At 65.3% G+C, this 19,296-nt stretch carries 19 protein-coding genes and 1 tRNA gene; 15 read left to right on the top strand and 5 right to left on the bottom strand.

Going from position 1 to position 19,296, the window contains the following annotated elements:
- Positions 1-12 precede the first annotated feature (12 nt).
- Together AB7Z56_RS41100 and AB7Z56_RS41095 are read left to right on the top strand one after the other, a co-directional pair.
- A complete protein-coding gene (locus AB7Z56_RS41100) occupies positions 13-1,065 on the top strand; it encodes a hypothetical protein (protein WP_063979871.1) in 1,053 nt (350 codons plus the stop codon).
- A 162-nt stretch (positions 1,066-1,227) separates the two neighbouring features.
- Positions 1,228-2,670, top strand: a complete 1,443-nt coding sequence (locus AB7Z56_RS41095; protein ID WP_231143699.1) for an MATE family efflux transporter — start codon at positions 1,228-1,230, stop codon at positions 2,668-2,670.
- On the opposite strand, the gene AB7Z56_RS41090 is transcribed toward AB7Z56_RS41095, so the two are convergent.
- The 5 genes from AB7Z56_RS41090 to AB7Z56_RS41070 form a co-directional block, all read right to left on the bottom strand.
- Positions 2,667-3,170 (bottom strand): hypothetical protein, encoded by a 504-nt coding sequence (locus AB7Z56_RS41090; RefSeq protein ID WP_063979869.1) that lies wholly within the window; start codon positions 3,168-3,170, stop codon positions 2,667-2,669. The genes AB7Z56_RS41095 and AB7Z56_RS41090 overlap by 4 nt on opposite strands.
- Before the next feature lie 100 nt (positions 3,171-3,270).
- Positions 3,271-3,672, bottom strand: coding sequence for an SRPBCC family protein (locus tag AB7Z56_RS41085; RefSeq protein ID WP_028148013.1), 402 nt, complete (start codon positions 3,670-3,672; stop codon positions 3,271-3,273).
- Positions 3,673-3,847: 175 nt separating this feature from the next.
- A complete protein-coding gene (locus AB7Z56_RS41080; RefSeq protein WP_063985927.1) occupies positions 3,848-4,207 on the bottom strand; it encodes a VOC family protein in 360 nt (119 codons plus the stop codon).
- Between the two features lie 55 nt (positions 4,208-4,262).
- Positions 4,263-5,102 (bottom strand): helix-turn-helix transcriptional regulator, encoded by an 840-nt coding sequence (locus AB7Z56_RS41075; protein ID WP_441256814.1) that lies wholly within the window; start codon positions 5,100-5,102, stop codon positions 4,263-4,265.
- A 96-nt stretch (positions 5,103-5,198) separates the two neighbouring features.
- A complete protein-coding gene (locus AB7Z56_RS41070) occupies positions 5,199-5,774 on the bottom strand; it encodes a methylated-DNA--[protein]-cysteine S-methyltransferase (RefSeq protein WP_063985926.1) in 576 nt (191 codons plus the stop codon).
- Between the two features lie 173 nt (positions 5,775-5,947).
- On the opposite strand from AB7Z56_RS41070, the gene AB7Z56_RS41065 reads away from it, so the two are divergent.
- The 13 genes from AB7Z56_RS41065 to AB7Z56_RS41005 all read left to right on the top strand — a co-directional run bounded on the left by AB7Z56_RS41065 (position 5,948) and on the right by AB7Z56_RS41005 (position 19,295).
- Positions 5,948-6,021: transfer RNA gene (locus tag AB7Z56_RS41065), tRNA-Gly, on the top strand.
- 511 nt (positions 6,022-6,532) lie between these two features.
- Positions 6,533-7,381 carry a TolB family protein gene (locus AB7Z56_RS41060; protein ID WP_441256813.1) on the top strand — a complete coding sequence of 283 codons (849 nt, stop codon included), beginning with the start codon at positions 6,533-6,535 and terminating at the stop codon, positions 7,379-7,381.
- Entirely contained in the window at positions 7,303-9,588 is a 2,286-nt protein-coding gene (locus tag AB7Z56_RS41055) for a VCBS domain-containing protein (protein ID WP_441256855.1), read from the top strand. The genes AB7Z56_RS41060 and AB7Z56_RS41055 overlap by 79 nt, the downstream gene beginning before the upstream one ends.
- 191 nt (positions 9,589-9,779) lie before the next feature.
- Positions 9,780-10,361 carry a helix-turn-helix domain-containing protein gene (locus tag AB7Z56_RS41050; RefSeq protein WP_028160282.1) on the top strand — a complete coding sequence of 194 codons (582 nt, stop codon included), beginning with the start codon at positions 9,780-9,782 and terminating at the stop codon, positions 10,359-10,361.
- The gene (locus AB7Z56_RS41045; RefSeq protein WP_063979866.1) at positions 10,361-10,873 is read left to right on the top strand and encodes a GNAT family N-acetyltransferase; all 513 of its coding nucleotides are present in this window, start codon (positions 10,361-10,363) and stop codon (positions 10,871-10,873) included. The genes AB7Z56_RS41050 and AB7Z56_RS41045 overlap by 1 nt, the downstream gene beginning before the upstream one ends.
- A 2-nt stretch (positions 10,874-10,875) precedes the next feature.
- On the top strand, positions 10,876-11,340 hold the full coding sequence (locus tag AB7Z56_RS41040; RefSeq protein WP_063979864.1) for a GNAT family N-acetyltransferase: 465 nt from the start codon (positions 10,876-10,878) through the stop codon (positions 11,338-11,340).
- Between the two features lie 88 nt (positions 11,341-11,428).
- Positions 11,429-12,472, top strand: coding sequence for a LacI family DNA-binding transcriptional regulator (locus AB7Z56_RS41035; protein ID WP_231143697.1), 1,044 nt, complete (start codon positions 11,429-11,431; stop codon positions 12,470-12,472).
- Between the two features lie 82 nt (positions 12,473-12,554).
- Complete coding sequence (xylB, locus tag AB7Z56_RS41030; protein ID WP_063979863.1) at positions 12,555-14,012, top strand: xylulokinase; 1,458 nt, start codon at positions 12,555-12,557, stop codon at positions 14,010-14,012.
- Positions 14,009-15,331, top strand: a complete 1,323-nt coding sequence (gene xylA, locus AB7Z56_RS41025; RefSeq protein ID WP_063979862.1) for a xylose isomerase — start codon at positions 14,009-14,011, stop codon at positions 15,329-15,331. Before xylB ends, xylA begins: the two co-directional genes overlap by 4 nt.
- Positions 15,332-15,343: 12 nt before the next feature.
- The gene (locus AB7Z56_RS41020) at positions 15,344-16,102 is read left to right on the top strand and encodes an ATP-binding cassette domain-containing protein (protein WP_014491326.1); all 759 of its coding nucleotides are present in this window, start codon (positions 15,344-15,346) and stop codon (positions 16,100-16,102) included.
- The gene (locus tag AB7Z56_RS41015) at positions 16,102-17,184 is read left to right on the top strand and encodes an ABC transporter permease (protein ID WP_085399632.1); all 1,083 of its coding nucleotides are present in this window, start codon (positions 16,102-16,104) and stop codon (positions 17,182-17,184) included. Before AB7Z56_RS41020 ends, AB7Z56_RS41015 begins: the two co-directional genes overlap by 1 nt.
- Before the next feature lie 94 nt (positions 17,185-17,278).
- Positions 17,279-18,211 (top strand): sugar-binding protein, encoded by a 933-nt coding sequence (locus AB7Z56_RS41010; RefSeq protein WP_063985925.1) that lies wholly within the window; start codon positions 17,279-17,281, stop codon positions 18,209-18,211.
- 106 nt (positions 18,212-18,317) lie between these two features.
- On the top strand, positions 18,318-19,295 hold the full coding sequence (locus AB7Z56_RS41005) for an aldo/keto reductase (RefSeq protein ID WP_063985924.1): 978 nt from the start codon (positions 18,318-18,320) through the stop codon (positions 19,293-19,295).
- The last annotated feature ends 1 nt before the right edge of the window (position 19,296 follow it).

The following is a 19,296-nucleotide window of genomic DNA, read 5'->3' as shown; positions in this document are numbered from 1 at the left end:
TCGGGAGCGAACATGACCGCCGCAACAGACGCAGCAGAGGAAGCGCAATGGAAGCGCTGGCGTGCGGTCGCCGACCTCTATCACGCCTATTTCACCGGACTCATCCTCACCGTCGTCACACGGCGCGGCACGGCGGATGCTGCCGAATTCGTCTTCCGCGTGTTTCGCCGCCAGCAGCAGGAGCGCTTCCTGCCGGGGCTCGAAAAGCTCGGTCTCAGTCATCTGCCGCCTGCGGTGGCCGCCGCGCAATATCACTATCTCTCCAACTGGATCGGCGGCGTGCATGTCGAGTACATGTATGAGAGCGATCGCAAAGCCTGGATCCGCTATCCGCCGCCGCGCTGGATCTGGAAGGGCACCGCGATCTGCGGCGTGCCGGGTGAGGTCAGCCGCGCGATGCTGCGCGGCTGGCACGCCAACAATGGCGTCGCGCTCGGCGATACCAGGCTCGGCTTCGTCTGCACCAAGCAGAGCGTCGACGGTCAGGATGGGCTCGAAGGCTATTATTATCAGTACGACCACCCGCTCGAGCTGGATCAGCGCCTGGTCTTCGCGCGTCATCTGGAAGCGCCGCTGTTCGATGCGAAGAGTGCGCCTGCGCTACCTGTTTCGAGCTGGCCAAAACCGCGGCTGGAAAAAGCCTATCGCAACTACGCGATGGAATATGTGCGCACCGCCGCGCCCGTGATGGTGCAATTGTTCGGCCCGGAAGACGCCGGCTATCTCCTGCACCTCACCGGCAAGCTGATCGGGATGCAGTATTTTGACGAGGTCGCGGCGGCACTGTCCATGAGCCGCGGTGGCGCCAGCGAGTTCGCAGCGTTCCTGAATGCGCTGATTGCCGCGCAGGATGACTCTGCCGAGACGACCGCGTCAGAAGGCACGTTTGAATTTCGTCAGCAGAGCTGGAAGCTGATGGATGACGTCGCCGACTATCATCGCGCCTGCACCAAGGTGCTGGAAGGGTTGTTCGAGGGGCTCGCTGCCGGATGCGGGCGGCACATCGGCGTGCACCTGCGCCCGACAGCGGGCGGTCGGCCGCCGCTGGTGTGGACCATTGAGTAATTCCACCACTTGAAATGCGCTGCCGCAGGGCACGCCTGCATCCGGCGCAGGAGGAATCGGCAATTGCCGTGCTAAGCCTGTCGCCGCGCCTTCCGCGCGACGAAATTTATTGGCACACCTACGCATTGCCGCGCCGCGAATGGCCTGCGCCCGGGAGAGGACATGTCCGACATCGCCGAAATCCCGGTCGATGAACAAGAGCGTCCGTTGCCGCCGCCTCCGCGGCCGGTACGAAGCGCGCTGATGGACGGGCCGATTCTGCGCACGCTGCTCGGCCTCGCCTGGCCGAACGTGGTCGCGCTGTCGGCCGGCACCTGTGTGGTGATCGCGGAGACCTCCTATATCGGCCGGCTCGGCGTCGAGGCGCTGGCGGCAATGGCGCTGGTGTTTCCGACAGTGATCCTGACCATGACCATGTCCGGCGGGGCCATGGGCGGCGCCGTGGCGTCGGCCATCGCGCGGGCGCTCGGCGCAGGCGACCGCGAGCGCGCCGGCACGCTCGCCGCACATGCGCTGCTGATCGGCATCACCTTCGGCCTCGTCTTCATGCTGGGCATGCTGATCTTCGGGCCGCGCGTTCTGGAAATGCTCGGCGGACGGGGGGATGTGCTGACGCATGCGGTCGCCTACACACAGGTGTTTTTTGGCGGGGCCGTGCTGCCGTGGCTGCTCAACACCATGGCGGGCGTGTTGCGCGGCACCGGCAACATGAAGCTGCCCTCGCTGTTGATGCTGAATTCCGCGGTCATGCAGGTTGTGCTTGGCGGCACGCTGGGCCTCGGGCTCGGGCCCGTGCCGCAGTTCGGCATGCGCGGCGTCGCGGCCGGCTCGCTGATCGCCTATTCCGTGAATATCTGCGTGATGGGCTGGTACCTGTTATCCGGCCGCGCCCGAATCGTGCCGAAACTGCGCGGGCTTCGCGTTCAATGGGCGATGTTCTTCGATATCCTGAAGGTCGGCGCCATCGCCTGCTTCTCGCCGCTGCAATCGGTGCTGACGATCTCGATCTTCACCCACATGCTGGCAAAGTTCGGCACTGCGATCCTCGCCGGCTACGGCATCGGCGCGCGGCTGGAATTTTTGCTGACCTCGATCGCGTTCTCGTTCGGCATCGCTTCGGTGCCGATGATCGGCATGGCGATCGGCGCGGTGCGCATCGCGCGCGCCCGGCGCATCGCCTGGATCGCCGGTGCGAGCGCGTTCGTCGCCGTCGGCGCGCCGGCGTGCCTCGTCGCGCTGTTCCCGGATCTCTGGGTCAACATCTTCACCGACAGCGCAACGGTGCGTGCGACCAGCCATCAATATCTGTCGACGGTGGCGCCGTTCTACGCCTTCATCGGGCTCGCCTCGACAATGTATTTCTCGTCGCAGGGCGCGGCCAAGGTGATCGGGCCGGTGCTGGCGCAGACCGCGCGCCTGATCTACATCGCGGCGATCGGCTGGTGGCTGTCGACGCACGACGCCACCGCGCAGAGCTTCTTCTGGCTGGCCGCGAGCTCGATGGTCGTGCTCGGCCTGCTCTCGAGCTCCAGCGTGGTGCTGACACGCTGGGGGCCGCGCGAGAGCAAGCCTGCGATCAGGCCGGCTCTGTCGGCTGCCGATTAGCGGTGCCTGTGGCGGCGATGGCCGCCACCGCCGCCGACATTGGCGAGCCGCATCAGCTGCGGAATCATCGCCATCATGTCGCCGCCGCCGGAACCACCCAGCATACCCATGATGTCGCCGCCACCCATGCCGCCCATTCCGGTCGGCATGTAGCCGCCTGCGCCCATCGGCGTGTAGCCGCCGTAGTTCGGCGCGCCGAAGCCACCGCCGAAATTGCCGCCACTCAGGCTGCCGCCGCCCCCCATCATGCCGCCGAGCCCGCCGCCGCCGTTCTCCATCATGCGGCTCATCATCGGACCCATGGTCTGCATCAGCATGGCGAAGCGGCGCTTGCCCATCTTCGCCTTCATCATCTCCAGCATCGGCGCCATCTGGGTCATCATGTCCTCGCCGCCGGCGCCTCCGCCGCCGAGGAACTGCGCCTTTGCCGGCGCGCTCGAGATCGAAAACAGCAGCAGCACGGCGGCCGCCTGGCAGATCACCTTATCCGCACCTCTCATGGCCTGCTCCTCGCGTGCGTGGCTCCGCCGGGAGAGCGGAGCCAACCGGACGCACGCGGCCATGGTTAGGGCCGGCGAGGGCAGGGCTCTGTGCGAAAGATCACGCAGCCACGGCCGGGAACGCCCGGTGTATTGCGGCGACGGCGTCCCTGGTCTGCCCCTGGACATAAGCCGCAAGCTCGTTCGGCAGCATGTCGATGATCCAGACAAGGCGGCAGCTCGCCTCGCCCTCGGCGATCACCTGCACCGAGGCGCTGTAATGCCTGAGCCGCTCGTTGTTGATGGCGTAGACCAGCCGCTGCCGCGCATCGTCGCAATCGACCAGCACCTCGCGCGCCACTGATCCATTGGCGAAGGTGACGATGCGTGCATCACCGTCGAGCGTGCAGGCGGTGACGAAGCCCGGCGCCAGCCGCTGAGGCAGCGCGCCGAAATCGCGTACGGCGTCCCAGACGTCGCGGGCGGGAACGGGGAGGGGGATGTCGTTGTGGATGGAGGCCATGAAGGTGTCCTTGATTGAGAGGTTCGTGGGTGGGCAAAGGCGCGCTCTTCGCGCGTCGTGCCCACCATTCATCGGCACAGTCGCACGCGATGGTGGGCACGCTTCCGCCTTCGCTCTTCGAGCTACGGCGGACAAGTCGCTTTGCCCACCCTGCGAGTGCTCGTGCGCGGCGGGCTCACACGCAAACCGCCTCGATGTTGTTGCCATCGGGATCAATCAGGAACGCCGCGTAGTAGGTCGGGCTATAGTCCTTGCGCGGGCCGGCGCCGCCATTGTCACGGCCGTCGCTCTTCAAGCCTTCGCTGTGGAATGCCTTGACCGCATCATGGTCCTTGGCGCGAAACGCGATATGCGCGCCGTCGGCCTTGCGTCCCTTGTTCAGGTGCAGCCAGAGCGCCGGCTCGCCCTTCGGCCCGAAGCCCGCATAGCCGTCGCCGCTCGAGCACAGGGCGTAGCCGAGCGGCGCCAGCACCGCGGTGTAGAAGCGCGTGGCGGCGTCGAGGTCGGCAACACGCAGTCCGATGTGGTCGTACATGATCGTCTCCATTGCAAAGCGCGCCGCAACTGGCGCGCGCCGGAGACGACCCTATTCAGTTGAGGGTCGCGCGCTCTTGGAGAATCTTGCGCTCGCCCTTCGACGCCTGCCGGAACTTCGTCGGCGACACGCCGGCGGCGCGATGGAAGGTGCGGACGAAATTGGAGAGATCGCCGAAGCCGACGTCATAGGCGATGTCGGTGACCGCGATGTCATCATCTGTCAGCAGCCGCGCCGCATGGCGTAGCCGCGAGCGCACCAGATATTGATGCGGGGTGACGCCGAGCACGGCCGAGAACAGCCGCAGGAAATGGAACGGGCTGAGGCCCGCCTGCCGCGCCGCCTGTTCGAGGTCGACCTCGGCATGCGAGTTGGCGTCGATCCACAGCGCGGCTTCGACTGCGCGGCGGCGGTCGCGTGCGGTGGGCGTGGCCGGCTTGCGCGCCTTGCCCGAGACGACATCGATGAAGCGGCCGGCCAGAATTTGACCGACCTCGTCGAGACCGAGGTCGCTGTTGCCATCTGCCGCCGTCTGGGCGAGCTCGCCCAGCACCATCAGCTCGGGCAGCGGCGGTGTCGCGCCGACCTGCCAGATCTCGCGCCGTCCCCCGAGGGCACCGACCAGGTCCTCGCTGAAGAAGAAGCCCAGGCAGACGTCGCCGCTGACGTGCTCATGCGTGCAGGTGTATTCCTCGCGTGGAGCGCCGACCAGCATCGAGCCCGCCACCAGCTCGAAGAAGCCGGCGCGGCACTGGCAGCCGAAGCTGCCGGAGCGGACATAGGCAATGGAATGCCCGGTGCGGCACTCCGCGAACGGCTTGTCGTCCGGTCCCGCATCGCAGCGAAACTCCGAGACCGTCATCGATTGCGTGGTCAGCAGCGTGGTCGCATCCATGCCACCTATCTAGGCATGGTCCGGACAAGTGTGTAGCGGTTGTCCGACAAGATCATGCCCAAAAAAACAAAGCTAAGGTGCGATTCCGATCGCGCCTTAGCTGGGCCTCGGTGGCGCAACGGGCAGCAGCACCTCGAACAGCGTCTTGCTCGCGACCGGATGGGCGCCCTCGAGCGCCAGCAGCCGCCGCTTGGAGATCACCCCGCCGTAAGGCGAGAGTCGGTCGGCGTAATTGCCGGCCTCCAGCACCCGGTGACAGGGCACGATCAGCATGTAGGGATTTTTGGCGATCGCCTGCGCCACCGAATGCGCGGCGCCGGAGGCGCCCAGCGCCTTGGCGATCTCGTGATAGGTGCGGGTCTCCCCGCGCGGAATGGCGCAGGCGGCTTCATAAACGCGCCGATGGAAGCCGGGGACGCCGCCGGCGTCCAGGCTGACCTCGGAAAAATCAGGGTCGCCGCCCTGCAGCAAGCCTGCGATGCCCTCGATCGCAAGCTCGGCATTCAGCGGAGGCTGCTGCTCGCGCGCCTCGGGATGGACCGCGAAAATCCGGCGGCGGGTATCGATCTCCCGCGCCTCCGGCAATTGCACGGCGACCACGCCGGTGCTGCTCCAGACGATGCCGCAGCGCCCTATGGCCGTGTTGAATATCGTGTAGCCACGCCCCAGCATGCACACGCCCCACTCAGTGCACGTCTCTCCCCAGACGCGCGATCATAACACCGCCACAATCCGGCGCACCTGGAATCTTACTGAAACGTTAAGAAGCGTCCGGCCGGGTGCGCCAAACCGCTTGGCGGGAGGCGCCGTCTCGGCTAATCAGAGCGGGCGCTGCATGCGCATAAGCGGGCGTAGTTCAATGGTAGAACGGCAGCTTCCCAAGCTGCATACGAGGGTTCGATTCCCTTCGCCCGCTCCATTCAAAAATTGATGGCCGCTGATTTGGCGTGTTGGATGTTTCTCCGACCCATGGCCACGTTCATCTTGGCGTATCCGGAAGCATGAAGGGGCCAAAGATCCGCCAAATGGCGTCGGTCTCCCCAGCGTCGGTTAAAGTGGCCAATTTTTGGCGATGGCAATTCTTGGTGATGTAACGGATCACCGCTCGCGCTGCATTTCAGAATGGAGCGGCTTATTCATCCCGACGACACGAGATCACCCTGAGGGATGCTATGCGCTCTCGCAGTTCGGCGCGGCTGCGTATCGTGAAAGACTGCTGGCGCAGTTTTGATTGCCTGTTGTGCAGCGGCGCAGCCAACGACGCTCAATCTGATCCTTCATCTGATCCTTCGCGGCTGCATCAAGCGTTCGTCATCTAGGGGCACTAAACTTGCCTTGGACAGCAGGGACTCATTGGTGCCGCGTTTCTGTTTCTGATTGTCGTGCAAAACATTCGGGTCCGGCCTGTTGCCGGGCAAACGGAGGCATTGATGACAAATTCAGCACCTGTTTTCACCGCTGGCGGTGGCAGCGACGATGCGTTCACGCGCGTGTCGACCAGCGCAACCGGGGCGCAGGCGGATGGCGCGAGTGTCCAGGCAGCGTTCTCGCCCGACGGCACGAAAGTGGCGTTCGCATCCTATGCCGACAATCTGGTGCCCGGCGATACCAACGGTGCACCCGACGTCTTCGTGAAGGACCTTTCGACCGGGGCGATCACGCTCGTGTCGACCGATGCCAGCGGGGTTCAGCTGGGTGGCTACCAGCCGATTTTTTCGCCCGATGGCACCAAGCTGGCGTTCGCAACGGGCGTCGACATCTTCGTGAAGGACCTGGCCACCGGTGCCCTCACGCGCGTATCGACGAGTGCCAGTGGGGAGCAGGCGGACGGCTTATCGACCACCAACCCGATATTCTCGCCTGATGGCACCAAGGTTGCGTTCTATTCCGATGCCGACAATCTCGTGCCTGATGATACCGACCACGTGCGCGACATCTTCGTGAAGGACCTGACCACTGGCGCGATAACGCTCATAGCGCCCAGTCCATACAACGGAGGACCCGGCGGCGGCGGGCTTGAGAATGGCTTTACCTCCCCCCCCCCTCGTTCTCGCCCGATGGCACCAAAATCGTGTTCGGGTCGGCCACAGTGCGCGGCGACACCACCGAGATCTACATCAAGGACCTTTCCACCGGGGCCACCACACTGGTGTCGGAGAGCGCCAGCGGCGCTCGTGGGGATCGCGGCAGCTTCGACCCGGTGTTCTCGCCAGATGGCACCAAGGTGGCGTTCTATACCTTTGCCGACAATCTTGTGCCGGGTAGTTCTAACAACCTAATCGGCAACATCGTCATTAAGGATCTGACCACAGGCGCGGTCACGCTGGTATCGACCGATGCCGACGGAGTCCCGCAGAACAACGGCGAAGCCCAGAAACCCGTGTTCTCGCCTGATGGCACCAAGATTGCGTTCTATTCCAGTGCCACCAATCTCGTGCCGGGTGTCAATGCCGATCAGGTCGTCTATGTGAAGGACCTGGCCACGGGTGCCATCACGGCCGTCTCGACCAATGGGGGCAGGCCGTGGGAATTCGGAGGCGGCAGCCGGCTTCCCGTGTTCTCGCCTGATGGCACCAAGGTGGCATTCGAGTCTTTATCCAGCATTCTGGTGCCGGGCGATACCAACCATACCTACGACATCTTTGTAAGAGATCTTACTACGCCTTCCTTCACCGCAGCGAAGCTGACGGACAATGGCGCTGCCCATGTTTCGACATCGCAGGCGGGTTTCTTTGCCGGTGCCCACACGGTCGCGGTGGCACCGCAAGACGGCAATCTCGGCACACTCACGGCCACCATCGACGTTGCCGATGGCAAGGTGACGTGGAGCTATGATGTCTCTCATGCCGACATCGCTCCGCTCGCGGCCGGACAGACCCATACCGACATCTTCATCTTGGTCCTCGACGGCTTCTACGGGACACAGGGCATCACCGTGACGCTGAGGGGAATCGATGATGCGCCCGTGATCAGCTCGGGCACGACGGCAAGCTTCGCGGAGAATGGCTCTGGCGTCGCCTACCACGTCGCGGCGACCGATGTGGACAGTCCCGCGCTGACCTATTCGCTGTCCGGCACTGACGCGGCTCTGTTCGACGTGTCGGCGACGGGCGATGTGACGTTCAAGTCCGCGCCCGACTTCGAGGCGCCGAAAGACGCGAACCACGACAACGTCTATGACGTCACCGTCGCGGTCAGCGACGGGACAGAGATCGCGACAAAGAACGTCGCGATCACGGTCACTGACGTGAATGACACCAGCGGCGGCGGTGGCGTTCTGACGGTCACCGGCTCGACCGGCTTCACGTCGATTGACCGGGCCACGATCAATATCAGCGTGACCGGCAATTTGCACGAGACCGGCAGCGCCGGTGTCATCAGCAACAGCACGATCAACAATCTCGGTTCACTGAGCGAAGCCCAGGCGATGCTCGCGTTCGTGAACGATACGATCGCCGGCGGTTCCCTCGGTGCGATCGTCGCCAATGGCGGCACCATCACCTTCGACAACGTGCATCTGGACGGGACGTCGTTGGATGCGACGTCAGGCGGGCTTATCGAATCCGTTGCAGGCAGCGCCAACAGCTTCAACAACGTGACACTCAAGGCTGGCGCCGTGTTTGACGACAGTGCCGGAAGCGTTCTGAATGTCAGCGGCACGCTGAACAATGGCGGCAAGATCGAGTTCTTCAATTTCGCGAAAGCCATCCTGACCGGCGACGCCACGGTCATTGGCAATGGCGAGATCAAGCTCGATCCGGGCTCCTCGATCCTGAACAGCGGTGCACATCACACGCTCGACCTTGACGGCGGCACGATCGACGGCGCCGGCACGATCGGAAACGGAGATCACAGCCTCACCTTGGATATCGGCGTCTCCGGCACGCTCGAGGCGAACGGGTCCCAGCCGCTTGCGGTGAATACCGGCAATTCCGTCACCAGCAGCGGCCTGATCGAAGCCGTGCATGCCTCGCTCGATTTCGACGACGCCGTTTTCAACACCTTTGGAACGATCACCGCAGATCAGGGCGGCACGATCGATTTCGGGAATGGCTTGACCAATGGCGGCATCGTCAATGTCCACGCCGGCAGTGAGGTGGATGTCTCGGGCAACCTCGTCAACAACGCCACTGTCCTGGATAATGGCGTGCTCAAGGTCGACAATTTGAGCGGGACCGGAACGGTCAACGTCAACAACGGGACATTGGTGGTCACCGGTAATTTGAGCAGCAATGTCGTTCTGACGGGTACGGACACGTTTGTTTTCGGGCCCGACGCCCGGCAAACATCCGGTGTCATCTCAAACTATACGCCAGGCACGACGCTGGTGCTGGATGGCTTCGACGCCAAGGTGAACGCGGCCTTCGACACTCAGACCAATATTTTGACGCTGACCGATGCGGATCATCATGCGATGACGCTTCACCTCGCGCCCGGATCCCTGATCCCGCAGGCCCACGGCGCGGCGCCGGATTTTCTGGTCTAGCGAATTTCCCCAAGGACACTTTGCCGAGCCCGCCATGTCCAGGCGGGCTGTGGCAATTCGCCAGGGAATTTGCCGCGCAAAAATTCTAATATATTAGCTCTTCGCATCCGGCATGCGCGCCCCGCCCGGCTTAAGCTTCTCCCGCCCTGATGGGTGCGGTCCTCCTGTCGGGCAATATTCGGATGAAAGCCATGGACCAGCAGAAACTCGACCGTGCGATCGGTCGTCGCTTGAAGACCTTGAGGACGCAGGCGGGCATGACGTTGAACGAACTCGCGACGCGCTCCGGTGTCAGCCGGGCCATGATCGGGAGGGTGGAGCGGGCGCAGAGCAGCGCCACCGCTGCGCTGCTCAACAAGCTCTGCGCGGCGCTCGATGTCACCCTCAGTGACGTCGTCGCGCTCGCCGAGAAACCGCCGGAGCGATTGATGCGGCTTGCCGACCAGCCGCTTTGGCGCGATCCCGACAGCGGCTACCGGCGGCGTCATGCCTCGCCGCCGGATGCGGCGAGCGGCATCGAGATCATCGTCGTCGACCTGCCGGCCGGAGCGCGTGTCTCCTACAGCCCCTGGGGCCGCAACGCGTTCACCCAGCAGCTCCTGATGCTGGAGGGTGCGGTCTGCGTGCATATCGACGCCAAGACCGTGCGGCTGCGCGACGGCGATTGTCTCGATTTCGACGTGATGCGGGCGGTGACCTTCGAGAACGAAACCAAACAGGATGCGCGCTACGTCATCATCACGCGGCGCGGCACATCGTATGGGAAAATGTGATGTCGCTGATCGTGCGGGACGCCACGCTGGAGGATGCCGAAGATATTTTGGCCATCTACAACTACGCCGCGATCAACACCACGGCGGTGTGGACCGACGGACCGGCCGATCTGGATTCGCGGCGCGAGTGGATGCGCGCTCGGCAAGCGGCCGGCTATCCCGTGCTGGTCGCAATGAAGGGCAGGGACGTCGTCGGCTTCGCATCATTCGGCGATTTCCGCCCCTGGCCCGGCTATCGCCACACCGTGGAGAATTCGGTCTATGTCGGCGAGCAACATCATCGGCTCGGCGTCGGCCGCTGCCTGATGGCCGCGCTGATCGAGCGCGCTACTGCGCTCAACAAGCACACGATGGTCGCCGCGATCGAGGCCTCGAATTCCGCCTCGACCGGGCTGCACGCGTCGTTCGGCTTTGCCGAGGTTGGCCGTATGCCTGAGGTCGGCTGCAAGTTCGGCCGCTGGCTCGATATGGTCCTCATGCAGAAGCGGCTTTCAAGTGAGGTGAGGCCGTGACGATGCAGGTCCGTACCGGCGACACCTTTGATCCGCGCGTCATTGAGCTGCTCGACCATCATGTCACGGCTGCGCGGGCGCAGACCGCGCCGGGCAGCGCCCATGCGCTCGATCTCGCTGGGCTGCGCGCGAGCGACGTCGCGTTCTGGACCGGCTGGGACGGCGAGACGCTGGTCGCCACCGGCGCGCTGAAGATGCTCTCGGCCGACCATGGCGAGGTGAAGTCGATGCACACGCTGCAAACCACGCGGAGGCGCGGCTTCGGCGGCCGGATGCTCCGCCACATCATCGCTGAGGCCCGCGCGCGTGGCTTGAAGCGGCTCAGCCTCGAGACCGGCTCCTGGGATTATTTCAAGCCCGCGCATGCGCTCTACCAGGCGCACGGTTTTGTGCTCTGCGGCCCGTTCGAGGGCTATGTCGAGGATCCCAACAGCCTGTTCCTGACGCGCGACCTTATGGGCGGCTGAGGCCGCGCGGTGTGACCCGGACCCGAAAACATCGTCGTGCGCCTCAAAATGAGTTGCGTACCTCAAAACACCTCGATAACCTTCAGCCATGGCCGATACTCTCACCGCGACCGCGCTGACGCTGAAGGACATCGCCCGCGAGGCGGGTGTCAGCCTTGCGACGGTCGACCGCGTCCTGCACAACCGCCCGGGCGTGCGGCCCGATACGGTCCGGCGGGTCAAGGCGACGATCGAGCGCAACGCCTTCCAGCCGCACGTCGCCGCCGCCGAGCTCGCCCGCAGCCGTGCCCGCCGCTTTGCCTTCGTGATGCCGGCGGGGCCGAACCCCTTCATGCAGCAGATCGAGGCCTATCTCGGCGAGATGTCGGCCTGGCTCTCGGCCCGCCGTCTCGGCGTCGAGGTGGTCGCCACGGATGTGTTCGACCCGTCCGTGCTCGCGGCCTCGCTGGAGGCGCTGTCCGGCGATTACGACGGCGTCGCCGTGGTGGCGCTGGACCATCCCGGGGTCCGCGCCGCGATCAACGATCTCGTCGACGCCGGGACCAGGGTCGTGACGCTGGTCTCGGACGTCCCGTCCTCGCGTCGCCACCATTATGTAGGCATCGACAACATTGCGGCGGGACGCACCGCCGGCGCGCTGGTCGGTCGGCTGGTCGGCCAACGGTCCGGCAAGGTCGCGATCGTCGCGGGCTCGCAGGGCCTGCGCGACCATTCCGAACGCATCTTCGGCTTCAGCCAGGTGATGGCGTCGGAATTCCCCGATCTCAGCGTGCTGCCGGTGCTGGAAGGGCGCGACGAAGACGGCCGTTCGGAACAGGTTCTGGCGCAGCTGCTCGGCAGGCATGCTGACATTGTCGGCCTTTATAACGTCGGCGCAGGCACGCAAGGCGTCGCCACAGCGTTGAGCGATGCCGGCCGCGGCAAGCAGGTGGTATTCGTCGGACACGACGTCACCGTACTGACGCGCCGGCTTCTGTTGCAGGGCGTGATGGATGCCGCGATCTCGCAGAACCCCGGGCATGAAGCGCGCGCCGCCGTGCGCGTGCTGCTCGCGCTTGCGCGCGGCGAGCCGATCTTGCGCGAACAGGAGAAGATCAGGATCGACATCGTGATGCGGGACAATTTGCCCTAGGGGCGGGTGGATTTCGAAACGGTCCGTTGCGGAAAGGGCGACTCTGAGATCGCGCACCGCATCAGGCGAAAGGGAGGACGGCGTGTATCTCGGTATCGACATCGGCACATCCGGTGTGAAAGCGGTGCTCGTGAGCGAAACCGGCGCGATTGTCGCGACGGCCGCGCGCGAGCTTGCGCTGTCGCATCCCGCGCCGCTGTGGTCCGAGCAGAATCCCGACGCCTGGGTCGATGCGGCGGTTGGCGCCGTCGACGATCTCGCCGCCCGCCATCCGCGCGAGGTCGCGCAGGTGCGCGGCATCGGGCTGTCCGGCCAGATGCATGGCGCGACGCTGCTGGACGAGGACGGACGGCCGCTGCGCCCCGCTATTCTGTGGAACGACGGCCGCTCTCACGCCGAATGCGTCGCGCTCGAGCGGCGCTGCCCGTCGCTGCACACGATCGCCGGCAATCTGGCGATGCCCGGCTTCACCGCGCCAAAGCTGCTCTGGGTCGCGCGGCACGAGCCGCAGATCTTCGAGCGCGTGGCAAAGGTGCTGCTGCCGAAGGCCTATGTGCGTTATCGCCTCACCGGCGAGATGGTCGAGGACATGTCCGACGCCGCGGGCACGCTGTGGCTCGATGTCGGTCTGCGCCGCTGGTCGGCGCTGCTGCTGCATGCCGTCGGGCTCGATCTCCACCACATGCCCCGCCTCGTCGAGGGCAGCGAGGTCAGTGCAGTGCTCGCGCCCGAATTCGCGCGGCGCTGGGGCATGACGAATGAAGTCGTGATTGCCGGCGGTGCCGGCGACAATGCCGCGAGCGCCATCGGGCTCGGCGCGATCGCGCCAAGCGATGCATTCCTGTCGCTCGGCACATCCGGCGTGGTGTTCCGCGTCACCGACCGGTTTGCACCGGCACCGGCTTCGGCCGTGCATGCGTTCTGCCATGCGCTGCCCGGCCTCTGGCATCAGATGGGCGTAATGCTGTCGGCCGCGGCTTCGCTGGCCTGGCTCGCGGGCGTGATGGAGACGCCGGCCGCCGCGCTCCTGGCGCCGCTCGGCGAGCGTGTCGACGGACCGAGCTCCATAAAATTCCTGCCCTATCTCGATGGCGAGCGCACGCCGCACAACGATGCCGCCGCCAGCGGCGCCTTCGTCGGCCTGCGCGGTGCGAGCGGGCGCAGCCAGATCGTGCAGGCCGTGCTGGAAGGCGTCGCCTTCGCCGCGCGCGACAACCTCGCGGCGCTGAGCGCGGCCAGCGGGCCAATCGCGGAGGTCGATCTCGTCGGCGGCGGCTCGCGCTCGCCGCTGTGGGCGCAGATCTGCGCCGATGTGCTCGGCATTCCCGTCCACCGCGTCGAGGAAGGCGAGGTCGGGGCGGCGCTCGGCGCCGCGAGGCTCGGCCGGCTCGCCGCTACCGGCGAAGATCCCGCGGAAGTGTGCAAGCGCCCGCGGCGGCTCGCGAGCTTTGCGCCCCGCGCATCCGTCACTGCGGCCTATGACGACGCCTATCGGCGGTGGCGCGAACTTTATCCTGCGTTGAAGGAGAGCCTTAAGTGAACGCACCAGCAAAATTCTTCGATGCAAGCGCCCCTGTCGCCTTCGGCGGCAAGGATGCGGGAAACACGCCCGCCTTCCGATGGTACGACAAGGACCGGCTCGTGCATGGCCGCAGGCTCGAGGATCATCTGCGCTTTGCGGTCTGCTACTGGCATTCGTTCTGCTGGCCGGGCGGCGATCCCTTCGGCGGCGAGACCTTTCTGCGCCCCTGGCATCAAGGTGCTGATGCGATGGCGCAGGCACGCGCCAAGGCCGATGTCGCCTTCGAGCTGTTCCGCCTGCTGGACGTACCCTTCTTCACCTTCCACGACGTCGATGCGGCGCCGGAAGGCACTTCGCTCAGCGAGTCCGTCGCCAATCTCAACGCGATCGCCGATCTGTTCGAAGCGAAGATGGCCTCCGCAAAAGTCCGCTTGCTCTGGGGCACAGCCAATTTGTTCACGCATCGCCGCTACATGGCGGGTGCCGCGACCAATCCGGACCCCGAAATCTTCACCTATGCCGCCGGCCAGGTCCGCGCCGCGCTGGAGGTGACGCACCGGCTCGGCGGCCAGAACTACGTGCTGTGGGGCGGCCGCGAGGGCTACGAGACGCTGCTCAACACGGATCTCAAGCGCGAGCTCGACCAGCTCGGCCGCTTCATCTCGCTGGTCGTCGAGCACAAGCACAAGATCGGCTTCAAGGGCCCGATCCTGATCGAGCCGAAGCCGAAGGAGCCGACCAAGCATCAATATGATTTCGACGTCGCCACCTGCTACGGCTTCCTGGAACGCTACGACCTGCTGAACGACGTCAAGCTCAACATCGAGCAGAACCACGCCATCCTCGCCGGCCACTCCTTCCATCACGAGGTGGCGCTCGCCGAGGCGCTCGGCATCTTCGGCTCGCTCGACGTCAATCGCGGCGACGATCTGCTCGGCTGGGACACCGACCAGTTCGCGATGAACGTGCCGGAGCTGGCCCTGGTGTTCCACGAGATCCTGAATCGCGGCGGCTTCACCTCGGGCGGGCTCAATTTCGACGCCAAGATCAGGCGGCAGTCGATCGACCCCGACGATCTGATCCATGCCCATGTCGGCTCGATGGATGCCTGCGCGCGCGCGTTCCTCGCCGCCGCCGACATGCTCGATGCCGGCGCCCTCACCGCACCGCTCGCGCAGCGCTACGAGGGATGGGCGGCACCCGAAGGCCGGGCCATTCTCGGCGGCCAGCGCTCGCTCGCCGAACTTGCCGACCGTGCGCTCAGCCCCGGCTTCGACCCGCGGCCGCGCTCGGGACGGCAGGAATATCTGGAATCCCTGGTAAACCGCTACGTCTGAGGAAGGCCGCTGATGACAAAGGCTGAAGCGACACCGGTCCTCGAGCTGACCGGCATCGGCAAGGAGTTCGGCGCAATCCGCGCGCTGCACGGCGTCGACCTGCAGGTCCAGCCCGGCGAGGTCGTCGGCCTGATGGGCGACAACGGCGCGGGCAAGTCCACGCTGGTCAAGATCATCGCCGGCAATTTCCGTCCCAGCCATGGCGAGATCCGCTTTGCCGGCAACGCGGTCCATTTCAACCGGCCCGTCGATGCCCGCGGCGTCGGCATCGAGGTCGTCTACCAGGACCTCGCGCTTGCCGACAATCTGACGGCTGCTGCCAACGTCTTCCTCGGCCGCGAGCTGAAGCGCAGGTTCGGCCCGCTCGCACTGCTCGACCACAAGGCGATGGCGGCGCGTGCGCTGGAGCTGTTCGGCGAATTGCGCTCGGAGACGCGCCCCGACGATCTCGTCAAGCAGATGTCTGGCGGCCAGCGCCAGGCGGTTGCGATCGCGCGGACGCGGCTGTCCAACGCGCGGCTGGTCATGATGGACGAGCCGACCGCCGCGATCTCGGTACGCCAGGTCGAGCAGGTGCTCGGCCTGATCCACCGGCTGAAGGAGCAGGGCGTCGCCGTCATGCTGATCTCGCACCGCATGCCCGACGTGTTCGCGGTGTGCGATCGCGTGATCGTCATGCGCCGCGGTGAGAAACGGGCCGACAAGCCGATCCACCAGACGTCGCCCGAGGAAGTCACCGCCCTGATCACCGGCGCGAAGGAGGCGGCGTGATGGCCATGCCCTTGGAATCTCCGATCAGCTTCACCAATGTCGGCCGGATCAGATGGTGGCAGCGCGGCATCTTCGCCTCCCAGACCGGCTATGTCCTGCTCGCGCTGGCGATGCTGCTGGTGGTGATGCATTTCGCCAGCCCTTATTTCTTCACCGAAGGCAACATGCAGAACGTGGCGAAGAATTTCTCCTTCATCGCCATCGCCACCCTCGGCGTCACCTTCGTGATCATCACCGGCGGCATCGATCTGTCGGTCGGCTCGATGATGTGCTTCTCCGCCATGATCACCTCGATGGTCATGACCGAGCTGTCGGCGCCCGGCTCGCCCGCAGGCTCGCTGTTCGTGCATATGGCCGCTGACGGCAAGACCGTGCTGGCCAACGTGCCGGGTCTGATCCTGCTGATCTCGATCCTCGCGGGCCTCGGCGTCGCGCTGATCGCGGGCCTCGTCAACGGCTTCTGTATCGCCGTGCTCGGCCTGTCGCCCTTCGTCACCACGCTCGGCATGCTCTCGATCGTGCGTGGGCTCGGCTACGTCGTCTCCAACGGCCGCGGCAGTTTTCCGGGTGGGCCGGACGCTGATTACTTCTACGCGCTCACCTCGGGCGATGTGCTCGGCGTGCCCGTGCCCTTCATCTATCTCGTGGTCCTCGCGCTGGCGATGGCCGTGGTCCTGCACCACAGTTCGTTCGGCCGCCACGTGTTCGCGCTCGGGGGCAACGAGAAGGCCGCCGAGCTCACGGGCATACCGGTCGTGCGGGTGAAGATCGAGGTCTATGTGATCTGCGCGCTTGCCGCAGGGCTGCAAGGCATCATCATCTCCGGCTGGCTCGGATCGGCGCCCGCCAACATGGCGACGTCCTACGAGCTCAACGTGATCGCGGCGGCCGTCATCGGCGGTGCCAACCTCGCCGGCGGCATCGGCGGTCCGTTGGGGGCCATCGTCGGCTGCGTGTTGCTGGAAGTGATCCGCAACGGCCTCGTGCTGGCACAGGTCAGCTCCTACTGGCAGCAGACGCTGGTCGGCGTGATCATCATCCTGGCTGTGCTGGTCGACCGCATCCGCTCGCGGATGATCTGAAATGACGTCGTTCCGGGAGGGCAACGAAAATGTCGCCTGTCCGCTCCCCGGACGATCTTAAGAGGACGGGCGCCAGATAAGGGTGGAGGAAACAATGAGGAAACTTCTTCTTGCCGGCATCGCGGTCGCGATGATGGCGACGCCGGCGTTTGCCGCGAACTACCGTTTCGTGATCGTGCCCAAGGCGATGAACAATCCGTTCTTCGACTTCGCGCGCGACGGCTGCCTGAAGCGTGCCAAGGAGCTTGGCAACATCGAGTGCATCTACAAGGGGCCGGTGGAGCATGAGCCGGCGACGCAGGCGCAGATCATCCAGGACTTCGTCACCCAGAAGGTCGACGGCCTCGCCATCTCGGTCGCCGACGTTGCGGCCATGACCAAGTCGATCGAGGCGGCGACCGCGGCCGGCATCCCCGTCATCACCTTCGATGCCGATGCGCCTGGCTCCAAGCGGATCGCCTATATCGGCACCAACAACAAGGAGTTCGGCGTCGCGCTCGGCAAGGAGCTCTTGAAGCTGCGGCCCGATGGCGGCAAATACGCGATGGTCTCGGGCGGTCCGGGCGCCAAGAATCTCGCCGAGCGCGTCGACGGCGTCCGCGAGGCGCTGAAGGGCTCGAAATGGACCGAGGTCGCGGGCTCGCCGACCTTCTGCAACGACGATCCGGCGCTGGCGGTCCAGCAGATGACGGACATGCGCACCGCCACGCCCGACCTCGCCTCGATCGTTCCCATCGGCGGCTGGCCGATGTTCGCCCCCGAAGGCTTCAAGGCCTTCGCCTCCAGGAACAAGAAGGACATCGACTCCGGCAAGTTCACGCTGGTCGTCGCCGATACGCTGAAGATGCAGCTCGAACTGCTGCGCGACGGTTACGCCAATGCGCTGGTCGGCCAGCGTCCGTTCGAGATGGGCGAGAAGGCGATGGATACGCTGCTCGCCATCAAGAAGGGCGAGAAGGTACCCGAGATCGTCTATACCGGCCTCGATCTCGTGACCAAGGACAACGTTGCGCAGATGTTGAAGTAGGAGCGTCGCCAGCCCCGTGCTCCTGCGAACCTCTCCCGCTTGCGGTTTCCGCAAGCGGGAGAGATGATTGGACGGTTGGAAGGAAGACTTTTGGAAGGCAATGGGAATGAAACGGTCGCGGCTCGGCTCCCTCGACGTCACCTCAATCGGTCTCGGTTCGGCCCCGCTCGGCGGATTGTTCACCGCCGTCAGCGATACCGATGCGTTCGCCACGATCGAGCGCGCCTGGTCGGCCGGCATCCGCTTCTACGATACCGCGCCGCTCTACGGCTTTGGCCTCGCCGAACGGCGGCTCGGCGCTTTCCTGCGGCAGCAGCCGCGCGACTCCTACGTCATCTCGACCAAGGTCGGTCGTCTGCTGCGCGCGCCGGATGGCGCGGCCGCCGAGGACGCGCACTACAAGGGTACGTCGCGCGAGCGGCCGGTGTTCGACTTCTCCCATGACGGCGTGATGCGTTCGGTGGAGGAGAGCCTGACGCGCCTTGGGCTCGATCGCATCGATGTCCTGCTCGTGCATGATCCCGACGATCACTATGACGATGCCGTGGCCGGCGCCTTCCGCGCACTCCAGCGCCTGCGCGCCGACGGCACGGTCAAGGCGATCGGTGCCGGCATGAACCAGTCGGAAATGTTGGTCCGTTTTGCCCAGGCCGTTCCGGTCGACTGCTTCCTGCTCGCCGGCCGCTACACGCTGCTCGACCAGGGCGCGCTGGATGCGCTATTTCCGGTCTGCCGCGAGAAGAACATCGGCATCCTGCTCGGCGGCATCTACAACAGCGGCATTCTGGCCAATCCGCATCCTGGCGCGAAGTTCAACTATCAGGACGCCGACGCGGCGCTGATCGCGCGTGCGCTCGAGCTCGACGAGCTCTGCCGCAAGCACGGGACCGAGCTGAAGGCCGCCGCGCTTCAGTTCTGCATGGCCCATCCGGCGGTCACAATTGCCGTGCTGGGCGCGCGCAACGCCGCGGAAGTGTCCGACAACATCGCGATGTCGGAGAAGGCGGTGCCACAAGCCTTCTGGCAGGAGCTGCGTGCGCGCAAGCTCGTCGACGCACGCGCGCCGTTGCCGGGCGGAGCGTGAG

Source organism: Bradyrhizobium sp. 482_C4_N1_8 (genome assembly GCF_052075965.1).
In the GTDB taxonomy this organism is placed as follows: Bacteria; Pseudomonadota; Alphaproteobacteria; order Rhizobiales; family Xanthobacteraceae; genus Bradyrhizobium; species Bradyrhizobium barranii.
Note: the sequence above shows the minus strand (reverse complement) of the source record. Positions and strands in the feature narration are given on the sequence as shown.

Coding starts and splice junctions, on each gene's coding strand:
- AB7Z56_RS41050 (WP_028160282.1), top strand. CDS start 9,780: ATGGACCAGCAGAAACTCGACCGTGCGATCGGTCGTCGCTTGAAGACC.
- AB7Z56_RS41070 (WP_063985926.1), bottom strand. CDS start 5,774: ATGCTGGGGCGTGGCTACACGATATTCAACACGGCCATAGGGCGCTGC.
- AB7Z56_RS41015 (WP_085399632.1), top strand. CDS start 16,102: ATGGCCATGCCCTTGGAATCTCCGATCAGCTTCACCAATGTCGGCCGG.
- AB7Z56_RS41020 (WP_014491326.1), top strand. CDS start 15,344: ATGACAAAGGCTGAAGCGACACCGGTCCTCGAGCTGACCGGCATCGGC.
- AB7Z56_RS41090 (WP_063979869.1), bottom strand. CDS start 3,170: ATGAGAGGTGCGGATAAGGTGATCTGCCAGGCGGCCGCCGTGCTGCTG.
- AB7Z56_RS41075 (WP_441256814.1), bottom strand. CDS start 5,102: ATGGATGCGACCACGCTGCTGACCACGCAATCGATGACGGTCTCGGAG.
- AB7Z56_RS41040 (WP_063979864.1), top strand. CDS start 10,876: ATGCAGGTCCGTACCGGCGACACCTTTGATCCGCGCGTCATTGAGCTG.
- AB7Z56_RS41085 (WP_028148013.1), bottom strand. CDS start 3,672: ATGGCCTCCATCCACAACGACATCCCCCTCCCCGTTCCCGCCCGCGAC.
- AB7Z56_RS41045 (WP_063979866.1), top strand. CDS start 10,361: ATGTCGCTGATCGTGCGGGACGCCACGCTGGAGGATGCCGAAGATATT.
- AB7Z56_RS41005 (WP_063985924.1), top strand. CDS start 18,318: ATGAAACGGTCGCGGCTCGGCTCCCTCGACGTCACCTCAATCGGTCTC.
- AB7Z56_RS41010 (WP_063985925.1), top strand. CDS start 17,279: ATGAGGAAACTTCTTCTTGCCGGCATCGCGGTCGCGATGATGGCGACG.
- AB7Z56_RS41080 (WP_063985927.1), bottom strand. CDS start 4,207: ATGTACGACCACATCGGACTGCGTGTTGCCGACCTCGACGCCGCCACG.
- AB7Z56_RS41060 (WP_441256813.1), top strand. CDS start 6,533: ATGACAAATTCAGCACCTGTTTTCACCGCTGGCGGTGGCAGCGACGAT.
- AB7Z56_RS41095 (WP_231143699.1), top strand. CDS start 1,228: ATGTCCGACATCGCCGAAATCCCGGTCGATGAACAAGAGCGTCCGTTG.
- AB7Z56_RS41035 (WP_231143697.1), top strand. CDS start 11,429: ATGGCCGATACTCTCACCGCGACCGCGCTGACGCTGAAGGACATCGCC.
- AB7Z56_RS41100 (WP_063979871.1), top strand. CDS start 13: ATGACCGCCGCAACAGACGCAGCAGAGGAAGCGCAATGGAAGCGCTGG.